General features: G+C 71.3%; 2 protein-coding genes. One reads left to right on the plus strand and one right to left on the minus strand.

All coding sequences use genetic code 11. From position 1 onward, the window contains the following. Nucleotides 1-82 precede the first annotated feature (82 nt). Nucleotides 83-1,348, minus strand: coding sequence for a pyridoxal phosphate-dependent aminotransferase (locus G6017_RS06195; RefSeq protein ID WP_182616476.1), 1,266 nt, complete (start codon nt 1,346-1,348; stop codon nt 83-85). A gap of 96 nt (nt 1,349-1,444) precedes the next feature. On the opposite strand from G6017_RS06195, the gene G6017_RS06200 reads away from it, so the two are divergent. Next, nucleotides 1,445-1,710, plus strand: a 266-nt coding sequence (locus tag G6017_RS06200; protein ID WP_182616478.1) for a GntR family transcriptional regulator, incomplete at its 3' end; no start/stop codon positions are given.

A 1,710-nucleotide genomic window follows, 5' to 3' on the forward strand; every position in this document is an offset into this window, starting at 1 on the left:
TCGGGCGATGTGTGCGGAACGCTCTTTTCGTTGGCCCGGGCCCGCTCGCTGTCGCGCCCCGGCCCCCGGGGGCGGGCCGGGCTCACGCGGGAAGCGGGGTGCGCGCCGGAGTGCCGGGCTGCCGGTGGAGGCCGGCACGCCGCTCGAGGTACCCGGCGATCCTGCCGATCGCGCTCTCGAGCACCTCGGCGTCGGGCAGGCACACGATCCGGAAGTGGTCCGGCTCGGGCCAGTTGAAGCCGGTGCCGTGGGTCACCAGGACGTGCTCGGAGCGCAGTAGGTCCAGCACCAGTTCCTCGTCGCTGCCGATGCCGAACCTCTCGGTGTCCAACCGGGGGAAGCAGTAGAGCGCACCGCGGGGCGCCACGCAGCTCACGCCCGGGATGGCGTTGAGGCGCTCGGTCGCCAGTGCGAGTTGTCGCTCGATCCGGCCGTCGGGGTCGATCACGTCGGCACCCCACGGTGAGTCCTCGGCCAGCGCGACCGGGATCGCGTACTGGCCCGGGACGTTGGGGCACACCCGCATGTTGGCCAGCAGGGTGAGCCCTTCCAGCAGGTCCTGCGCCCGCTCGAGGGGCCCGGTCGCGGCGACCCAGCCGGCCCGGTATCCGCACACCCGGTACGCCTTGGACAGGCCGCCGAAGGTCAGGCAGAGCACGTCGTCACCGGCGGCCAGCGCCGCGTGGTGATGGCGGGCGCCCGAGAAGATCACCTTCTCGTAGATCTCGTCGCTGAGCAGGACGAGCCCGTGCCGACGGGCGATGTCGGCCATCCCGCGGACGGTCTCGGCACTGTAGACGGCGCCGGTCGGGTTGTTGGGGTTGATCACCACCAGCGCGGTCGTCCGCGGCGTGATCTTGGACTCGATGTCCGCCAGCGAGGGGTTCCAGCCGTCGGACTCGTCCGCCAGGTAGTGCACGGGCACGCCACCAGTGAGGTTCACCGCGCCGGTCCAGGTGGGGTAGTCCGGTGCCGGGACCAGGATCTCGTCGCCCGGATCGACCATCGCCTGAAGGACCAGAGTGATGAGCTCGCTCACCCCGTTGCCCAGGAACACGTCCTCGGCGCGGATCCCGGGCACCCCCCAGCGCCGGTAGTGCTCGGCCACCGCCGCCCGTGCCTGCGGGATGCCCCGCGAATCCGAGTAGGCCTGGCCCGTGCCGAGTTCGCGGGCCACGGCATCCACGATCTCGGGCCGGGCCTCGAGACCAAACGGGTGCATGTTCCCCAGGTTCAGTCGCAGGATGTCGTGGCCCTCGGATTCCAGCCGCATGGCCTCGGTGAGGATCGGACCGCGGACGTCGTAGCGCACGTCGCGGAGGCGTCGGGATTGGCGGTAGATCTGCATGTGGACCATCACATCGCCAAAGTGGACTGGCGGAAAGGTCCACTTATCGCAGACCCGTGAGACCACTTTCTGCGCTCGCGCGCCTAGGCTGAGCGCATGGCCCGCACCGCCCGTCCCGGATCCCTGGTCCTGGGCGAGGTCTCGGGCACCGCGGATCTGGTGGACGCGATCATCGACCTGATCTCCGACGGTTCCCTGGCCGACGGCGACAGGCTGCCCTCCACGCGCGCGCTCGCCGAGCAGACCGGGCTCTCCCGCGGCACCGTGGTCCGGGGGTTCGACGAACTCTCGGCCGCCGGCTTCATCGACTCCGTCCAGGGCTCGGGCACCCGGGTCGCCGCCGGGGCGGGTCAGGCGGCGCG

The organism is Dietzia sp. B44, assembly GCF_014145245.1.
GTDB classification, from domain to species: Bacteria; Actinomycetota; Actinomycetes; order Mycobacteriales; family Mycobacteriaceae; genus Dietzia; species Dietzia natronolimnaea.

Coding starts and splice junctions, on each gene's coding strand:
- G6017_RS06195 (WP_182616476.1), bottom strand. CDS start 1,348: ATGCAGATCTACCGCCAATCCCGACGCCTCCGCGACGTGCGCTACGAC.